Origin of the sequence: Nocardiopsis synnemataformans, from assembly GCF_965343085.1 — a bacterium.
Classification (GTDB): Bacteria; Actinomycetota; Actinomycetes; order Streptosporangiales; family Streptosporangiaceae; genus Nocardiopsis; species Nocardiopsis alborubida.
The window spans coordinates 65,592-72,507 of record NZ_CBDRFA010000038.1 but is presented as its reverse complement, the minus strand read 5'-3'; the positions used below and the strand labels follow the sequence as shown (position 1 = coordinate 72,507).

The window sequence follows — 6,916 nt, the reverse complement described above, 5'->3', positions numbered from 1 at the left end:
CCTCCTGGTGTTGGTTGGGCGCCGTGGCCGACGCCCCGAAGGTCAGGCGGTCGCGGTGAGCGCCTTCACGGTCGCGCACGGCCAGACGGCATACCCGCCCTGTCCGTCCAGGCAGTGGCTGCACCACAGCGTCGGGGCCTTGGGGCATAGCAGGTTGCCGTACCACTGGTCTCGGTAGTGGCCTTCGCTGGTGGGGTTCCCGCAGTGCCCGCATTGGTCGGGGCTGCCGCCGACGTTGTCAGCGTCCTCGAATTGCACGATGGGTGCGTGTATGGCGAGGACTGTGTTCACGGGGCCGACAAGCGAGCCCGCCTGTTCTGCGGTCACCGTGGCGTGTACGGGGGCGGCGAGGATGAGGGCGGGCGGAAGTTCGCCGTGTCCGGTGTCGAGGATTGGGGTGGGCTGGTCCATGCTGCCTCCTGTGTCTGTGGTCGCTGGTCGGGGGCGTCAGCGTGCGCCAACGCCCCCGGGGGGTTAGGCGTCGGGAGCGTCGAACAGCGCCCCCTGCACGGGCGGTTTCGGGGTCTTCTTGCGCTTCTTCGGGCTGATCGCGCCTGCGTCGGGAATGTCCGTGTTCAGGTGATCCCAGTCCCGGACGGCATGGCGAATCGCAGCGCCAATCGCTCCCACGGCCCCGTTGCGTGGAGGGCTGAAATCGGCGCGATGGACGCGTTCTCCGGCGACCATGCGGGCGTGGGTCTGTTCGGCTTCGTCGAGGCGGGCGCGGGCTTCGGTGATCCAGTCGGTGAAGCCCCACTCGGAGGGGTGACGGTTGGTGTGAGTCATGTGCTGCCTCCTGCTTCCTAGTGTCGCCTGCTAGAGCAGGTTCGCTTTCAGCCATTCGTCGGTGACGTGGTCGTAGGCCTCGTTGGGCAGGACGGGCGCCCGAGAGCCGCCCCTGACGCCGTTCCTGGCGGCTCGTTTGCCTCGGAGCTGGTTCTCCCACGACCAACCACCCGTTGTCGCCTGTACGGGCACCTGAGGCGCTCCGAGGAGCCGTGCAAGGTCGGGGCGCGCCTTCTCCCCCACCACAGCGAGGTGCGCGCGCAGCCGGGCGATGTCTTCGGGGTCTCCGGCTTTGATCTCGCCTGCGCAGGCGTCGCAGCCGCGCGGGGGCATGTCGACCTGGTGCACGCCGCACTCGGTGGCGGTGGGGGCGGAGCTGTGGCGGCGCATCTGGGCAAGGTCCTGCTCCAGCAGCGTGTCTGGCCGCTTCCTGGTGTAGGACGCGATGAACCCGATCTTGCGCCCCTGTGCGGCGGCTTCAGCGAGGATCACGTCGATGATGGCGGACCGCTCGTCGGGTGTGGTGTCGGGCAGCCTCTCGCTGATGATCTTCTCGGCTTCTTCTCGGTCGCTGCTCTTCTTCTTCTCGGAGGGGGCGACGACGGGAGTCGTGTCCTCACCGGTCGCCGAAGAAGAAGAGGTTAGGGCATCTCCTTCAGGCATCTCCTTAAGGAAGGGGGCATCGTCGCTGGTCGGGGCGTAGTTCTCACCAGATTTCTGACTGTCGAGGTCAGATTTCTGACCGGGGCGGTCAGATTTCTGTCCTTCGAGCTGACCAGCGGGAAGGGTGTTCTGCCCCTGGTCGTCTCGAGGGTCAGTTTTCTGGCTGTCGATGCGCCCTCGAGACACGTCGGTCCTCGAGTCCCGCCAGTCGTCGGTGAACGCGTCGAGCTTGTCGAAGGCGTTGCGCCACCCGGTGTATCCGCTCGAGGCCTTCGGCCAGTCAGCGAGCTGGTACCGGCGGCGGGACTGGATCGACCCGGGGCCGCTCGAGGTGACGATGCGGGACCCGTCGGGGTTGGAGATGAGGCCGACCTCTTGGAGGTTGGCGAGCAGTGCCTTGACGGTGGAGATCGATGCGGGCTTGCCGTTTTTACCGACGGCGAGGAACGCGATCTGCTCGTGGCTGAGGACGCGGATCTTGTTCTTCTGCTTCTCGAGGATGAGGGCTCGGAGGATGCAGTAGAGCCTGTATGCCCCGTCCTTGAGGTCGGGGTTGAGCGCGATCCAGTCGGGGATCTGAGTGCGGTACCAACCGTCGCTGACGGGACCGGCGAACTCGAGCGTCTCGTTCGGCTCGTTCATCGCGCGCCTCCCTGGGGGAGGTACGGCGTTGTGACCCGCGAGGCACTGCCCCGATGCGGGTCACCGACTATGATGTGACTAAGCTTCATGCCTAGCCGCCTTCCTGGGGGTAACAGGTTGGTCGGTCAGAGCCCGTGTCGGTGTGTCCAGCACCGCGCGGGCTCGCTCTTTTTGGTTGTCCTCCCAGTTTACCCCCTTTGCACGTGCATGGGGGGTGTCTGGCGTGCCCTCTGCCAGAAGTTTTCCATATGGACTACTTGACGTCCACTCCCCCACGGGGCTAGGTTCTCCATATCGGAAACCCCCGAACCTGGGAGGCTCACATGGCCCGCTACACCTACCGCATCGACCGCCACTTCTCCGACACCGAAGGCTGGGGCATCGAGAACGACGACGCACGCGGCACCGAGGACTACACCGGACCCGCCAAGGAGTACGCCAAGGAGATCGCCCAGAACCAGTACGCCGACCTGCTCTCCCTCGGCCAGACCGGAGAGTGGCGCGTCCTCGTCTGGGACGGCGACACCGAAGGCGACGAGGACGACGTCGACGTGGTCCACCTCCTCACCGTCACCGAAGAGGACCTGAAGCCGCGCGGCGGTCGCCCCAAGATCGGCAACATCGTCTCCGTCGCCATGGGCGACACCCTCCCCCGCGTCGACGCCTACGCCGAAGAGAACGGCATCAAGCGCGCCGAAGCCATCCGGAAGCTCGTCACCATCGGCCTGGACCTCAACGAGGACGACTTCGCCGCGTCCATCTACGAAGGCGACGGCGGCGTCTACTGGGTCGGCATCGCCGCCTACGAGCCGCAGGGCTACACCGTCGCCGCCGACAGCGACGAGGAGGCGTACTGGCCCACGAAGGACCTGGAAGGGCAGTCGTGGCCCACCAGCGTCCCCACCAGCCGCGACCATTCCGAGGCTGCCGAGGAGGCCGGGCGCATCCTCGCGAAGCACGGGTGGGACACCACCGAGGAGTGGCGCTCCGAGGAGGACGCCCTGTACGCCGACGTCACGCGCGCCTGATCCCCAACACGTCGAAGCCCGCACGGTTCCCCGTGCGGGCTTTGGTGTGCACGTGCACCACAGCGGGGAAAACCCCCGACGGGCGGGGGTTCACAGCGTCACTTCCGGCGGTTCCACGACGCCGACGCGCGGTCCTTCTCCCACGCGAGGATCGTCTCGACCTTCCAGACAGGCGACCGAACGACTCGCGCGTCCGGCTCTGGCAGCCTCTTGCGGTGAAGCTCGCGGTGGACCGTTGTGATCTTCACTTTCATGCGCACCGCCACCTCCTCCACCGTGAAGAAGCCAGGGATCTTCGACTCGGGCTGGTCGCTCTCGGCTTCGGCTGACAGGGTCACCTCAGGTGGCTTGGGGCGTTCCCAACGTCGGGAATGGGAGCTGTTGTACTTCGGGTGCTCGGAGCGAATGGCCAGCTTCTCCGCCTCTGCCGCGAGAGCACGCTCGGGGAACCACTCGGCAGTCTGGATGTGGACGTCGTCCCACCACGGTTTCTTTTGGGCGTGGTTCAGCCAACGCTGTCCAAGCCGTTCGGTGATGCCGACGTAGAGGAGTTGCCCGTCCTTGTCGAAGAACCGGTAGAGCGCGGTCTTGCTCATTCCTCCCCCTCTTTCGGGGCGATCGCCGGGGGCCGCTTGGGCATCTTCGCGCCGGGCTTGCGCAGGTACCACGCGATGAACTCACGCAGCAGAGTCGCCCGCTCGGTGTCCATGGACTTCGCGGCGGCGTCGAACTCGTACCACTCGTCGCCGATACGGACCTGACGTGCGGGTGTGCGGGGTGCGTTGGGCATGAGCACACCGTATCGGGGTGTAGCTACAGGCTTCATCTTGAACTCCTTTCGGTGTAGCTACACCTTATCAAGGATTCCGCTTGCGGTGTAGCTACACCAAGGCGTAAGGTGTAGCTACACCGCACAGACAGGTAAGGGAGATGGAATGGCTACCACGCTCAAGCTGAAGTCCAAGGTCGGCCTACTGAACGCGCTCATCCACCACCCACGCACCAGCGACACCGAACGCGACGCAGCCCGCCGCATGCTCCGCCGCCTCATCACCAAGGCCCGCGCGAACGGCATCCGCCTCACCGAAACCGGCGTCGTCGACCGTCGGGCCTACGGGGCCAAGTACGACAGCACCGAGGGTCTGCGCACTGCCGCCATCGCGAAGCTGGTGCGGGCCGACATCAAGATGGCCCGCAAGATCGGCAAGAAGGCCCAGTCGGCCGACGGCGCGGCCCTCGCGACCACCGACCCGATCGCCAACGCCCCCGCACAGGTCACCTACAGCGTGCGCACGCGCACCTACGCCGGTGGCAGCAGCATCGACGTGGTCATCAAGAACATCCCCGCCGAGTGGGGGTGGACGGAGTCCGTTGATGACCGGGGCGACGTGGTGCGGAAGGGCACGCCTGCGCTGGGTGCGCTCAGCAGGGAACTCAAGGCGATCTTGGACGCCTACAACTACGACGGGTCGGACCTTCTGTCCGACTACTCGGACGTGCGTTTCTACGGGTTCGTGCACGCCGACTACTGACCGCCTGACCCTCACCTGACGAAGGAGACCCCGTGGACCTTGCCCGACTCGATGCCACCGGCATCACCCACGACGGCACCCGCTACCGCATCCACGGCCACCCCGCCACCGCCATCCAAGCCCACAAAACCCTCGCCGACGCAGGCATGACCGACCGGGAGCAGCGCATCGAACTGCTCGACTCCATCAAGCACCACCCCGAGGAGATCCGATGAGCATCCGATCCGCGACCGTGTGGGTCATCACCTGCGACGCCCCCGACTGCCTCCGCCTTGCCGTCCCCGCCGCACTCCGCTCCGAGCAGCACGAAAAGGACCGGCGTGCCTTGCACCTGTCCCACACCGTGGACGCGTTCACCGCCGCGCACGAGGCCGGGTGGGTGACCGAGATGCAGAGCGCGGACGTGTGGAAGCAGTACTGTCCCGCTCACGTGGACGTCCCGTCCCGCCCGCGCCCGATCCGGGAGGAGCCCGCTCCCTCGCCGGTCCGCACGACCCCGCGCACTCCAGCGGCGGCGACGCCCACCCGAGGCGTGGACGACGTGCCGCTGCCCGGCATGAGCTGACCCGCGCACGACAAGGGCCCGCCCCGGATGGTCAAAGCACCCGGGGCGGGCCCGCCACCACACTGACACACACAAGGAGACCCATGGACGCCTACACCAACAACCAGTACCGCGACGCCCGCGGCAACGAAATCGACTTCCTCGCCGAAGACAACGACACCTTCACCATCGCCACCGTGCGCTGGGAAGGCCGCAAGTGCATCGAAGCCAGCGTCACCATCCCCAAGAGCGAAGCTTTCGACATCGTCGAGGCCGTGCTCGTGGCGGCCGGAGTTACCACCGGCGACTTCATCAAGTGGGCCAACCGCGAGGACACCGCATGAAGCGCACCGCGAAGACCCGCGACCTCCAGCCCGGTGTTGCACTGGTCGCCCCCGCATGGATGGTCGTCACCGACGTCGAGGAACACGCCGGAATGCTCCGTGTCCACGGATGGACCACCCTCCACCCCGGCGAGGACGTCACTGTGCAGCCGCCGCCCGGGAGTGTGGAGTCCGCCCGGCATGCGGCCCGTGAGATCGACGCCGTCGATCGGCGCAACCAGCCCTGACCACGAGGAGTCCTGATGTCCGACCTCCAGCCCGCCCGGGTGTGCGTCGTCGTCACCTGTTCTGCCCCTCACGGTGACCCCGACGACATGGCCGCCGCGATCGCGCACGCCGTCCGCCGGGTCGCGCCCGGCGCCCACGTCTTCCACACCACACCCGAGGAACCCTCCGCCAAGCCGTCGTGGGACGTGTACCCCGACCCGCCTCTGTCTCCGGCCAAGCCGCATGTGTCGCTGGAGGAGCACCGCCAGATGGCGGCGGAGTACGCCAAGGCGCAGAGGGAGAAGTCGTGATGTCCCTGCGAGACCAGGTGGCCGAGGTGATCGCTGCCGCTGATGGCCGATATGAGCACGCCGACGCCGACACCATCGCCGACGCCGTGATGGGGGTCGTGGAAGCCCGCATCGCTGGCCTCGAAGCCGCCGCCGAACGCGACTACAGCGGCGACCCGTGGGACCACGGATACCTGCGGGCGCTCAAGGACATGCGAGGAGAGCAGTGATGGACCTCGAAGCGATCGAAGCGCGCTACAACGCTGTCACCGAAGGGCCGTGGAGCCTGGAGAAGGTCGGCGACTGGCACGACCCCGGGTGGATGATCGACGGCATCTGCCGCGACCGCTACGGCCTCAATTCGCTGAGCATCGGCGAAGACAAAGCGCTCGGAGAGTTCGTCGCGCACGCCCGCGAGGACGTGCCCGCGCTGGTGGCCCGCGTCCGGGAGCTGAAGGAGGAGAACCAGCGGATGAGGGCCGACCTAGAGTCCGCGACCAGCGTGCAGGTCTGGCCCCTCGCCCGCATCCTCTCCGAGGTCCACTGTGGCTCCCAGGACTGGACTTGGGAGGAGGAGTGGGCTGATCTCGACCGCCGCCACGCCGCCACCGGCTACCTTGACCAGCTCGAACAGCAGATCCAGATCAATGGGATCACCATGCCGATCCTGCGAGGCAGCGACGGTCGCCTCTGGGATGGCCATCACCGGCTGAGGATCGCGGTGCGCGTGGGAATTCCCTACGTGCCCGTCGAGATCGTCCCGCTCAAGCCTGAAGCCGCCCTGTCTCGCGCTCGTCAGATCGCCGAGGAGGAGACGAACCACTGACCCTGGCCGCTACGACTACCAGCAGGTACAGTGCACCTGGGATGCTTCTGGTAA

At 66.8% G+C, this 6,916-nt stretch carries 14 protein-coding genes; 9 read left to right on the top strand and 5 right to left on the bottom strand.

The features are described from left to right. Nucleotides 1–42: 42 nt before the first annotated feature. The 3 genes from ACSIH6_RS22035 to ACSIH6_RS22025 all read right to left on the bottom strand — a co-directional run bounded on the left by ACSIH6_RS22035 (nt 43) and on the right by ACSIH6_RS22025 (nt 2,091). A complete protein-coding gene (locus tag ACSIH6_RS22035; RefSeq protein WP_435110208.1) occupies nt 43–411 on the bottom strand; it encodes a hypothetical protein in 369 nt (122 codons plus the stop codon). A gap of 63 nt (nt 412–474) precedes the next feature. Continuing rightward, nucleotides 475–786, bottom strand: coding sequence for a hypothetical protein (locus ACSIH6_RS22030; protein ID WP_435110207.1), 312 nt, complete (start codon nt 784–786; stop codon nt 475–477). 30 nt (nt 787–816) lie between these two features. Beyond that, the gene (locus tag ACSIH6_RS22025) at nt 817–2,091 is read right to left on the bottom strand and encodes a hypothetical protein (protein ID WP_435110206.1); all 1,275 of its coding nucleotides are present in this window, start codon (nt 2,089–2,091) and stop codon (nt 817–819) included. A 323-nt stretch (nt 2,092–2,414) separates the two neighbouring features. On the opposite strand from ACSIH6_RS22025, the gene ACSIH6_RS22020 reads away from it, so the two are divergent. Continuing rightward, entirely contained in the window at nt 2,415–3,119 is a 705-nt protein-coding gene (locus tag ACSIH6_RS22020) for a hypothetical protein (RefSeq protein ID WP_435110205.1), read from the top strand. Between the two features lie 98 nt (nt 3,120–3,217). Here the strand turns inward: ACSIH6_RS22020 and ACSIH6_RS22015 are convergent, their stop codons facing one another. Beyond that, complete coding sequence (locus tag ACSIH6_RS22015) at nt 3,218–3,715, bottom strand: GIY-YIG nuclease family protein (RefSeq protein WP_435110204.1); 498 nt, start codon at nt 3,713–3,715, stop codon at nt 3,218–3,220. After that, nucleotides 3,712–3,909 (bottom strand): hypothetical protein, encoded by a 198-nt coding sequence (locus ACSIH6_RS22010; protein ID WP_435110203.1) that lies wholly within the window; start codon nt 3,907–3,909, stop codon nt 3,712–3,714. The genes ACSIH6_RS22015 and ACSIH6_RS22010 overlap by 4 nt, the downstream gene beginning before the upstream one ends. A gap of 145 nt (nt 3,910–4,054) precedes the next feature. On the opposite strand from ACSIH6_RS22010, the gene ACSIH6_RS22005 reads away from it, so the two are divergent. The 8 genes from ACSIH6_RS22005 to ACSIH6_RS21970 all read left to right on the top strand — a co-directional run bounded on the left by ACSIH6_RS22005 (nt 4,055) and on the right by ACSIH6_RS21970 (nt 6,862). Continuing rightward, on the top strand, nt 4,055–4,651 hold the full coding sequence (locus tag ACSIH6_RS22005) for a hypothetical protein (protein WP_435110202.1): 597 nt from the start codon (nt 4,055–4,057) through the stop codon (nt 4,649–4,651). Nucleotides 4,652–4,683: 32 nt separating this feature from the next. Then, nucleotides 4,684–4,866: a hypothetical protein gene (locus ACSIH6_RS22000; RefSeq protein WP_435110201.1), complete on the top strand. Its 183-nt coding sequence runs from the start codon at nt 4,684–4,686 to the stop codon at nt 4,864–4,866. Next, complete coding sequence (locus tag ACSIH6_RS21995) at nt 4,863–5,216, top strand: hypothetical protein (protein WP_435110200.1); 354 nt, start codon at nt 4,863–4,865, stop codon at nt 5,214–5,216. Before ACSIH6_RS22000 ends, ACSIH6_RS21995 begins: the two co-directional genes overlap by 4 nt. An 83-nt stretch (nt 5,217–5,299) precedes the next feature. Further along, nucleotides 5,300–5,539, top strand: coding sequence for a hypothetical protein (locus ACSIH6_RS21990; RefSeq protein ID WP_435110199.1), 240 nt, complete (start codon nt 5,300–5,302; stop codon nt 5,537–5,539). Further along, the gene (locus ACSIH6_RS21985; protein ID WP_435110198.1) at nt 5,536–5,766 is read left to right on the top strand and encodes a hypothetical protein; all 231 of its coding nucleotides are present in this window, start codon (nt 5,536–5,538) and stop codon (nt 5,764–5,766) included. The genes ACSIH6_RS21990 and ACSIH6_RS21985 overlap by 4 nt, the downstream gene beginning before the upstream one ends. Before the next feature lie 15 nt (nt 5,767–5,781). Then, nucleotides 5,782–6,057, top strand: a complete 276-nt coding sequence (locus ACSIH6_RS21980; RefSeq protein ID WP_435110197.1) for a hypothetical protein — start codon at nt 5,782–5,784, stop codon at nt 6,055–6,057. Next, on the top strand, nt 6,057–6,266 hold the full coding sequence (locus tag ACSIH6_RS21975) for a hypothetical protein (RefSeq protein WP_435110196.1): 210 nt from the start codon (nt 6,057–6,059) through the stop codon (nt 6,264–6,266). The genes ACSIH6_RS21980 and ACSIH6_RS21975 overlap by 1 nt, the downstream gene beginning before the upstream one ends. Next, nucleotides 6,266–6,862: a ParB N-terminal domain-containing protein gene (locus ACSIH6_RS21970; protein ID WP_435110195.1), complete on the top strand. Its 597-nt coding sequence runs from the start codon at nt 6,266–6,268 to the stop codon at nt 6,860–6,862. Before ACSIH6_RS21975 ends, ACSIH6_RS21970 begins: the two co-directional genes overlap by 1 nt. Nucleotides 6,863–6,916 lie beyond the last annotated feature (54 nt).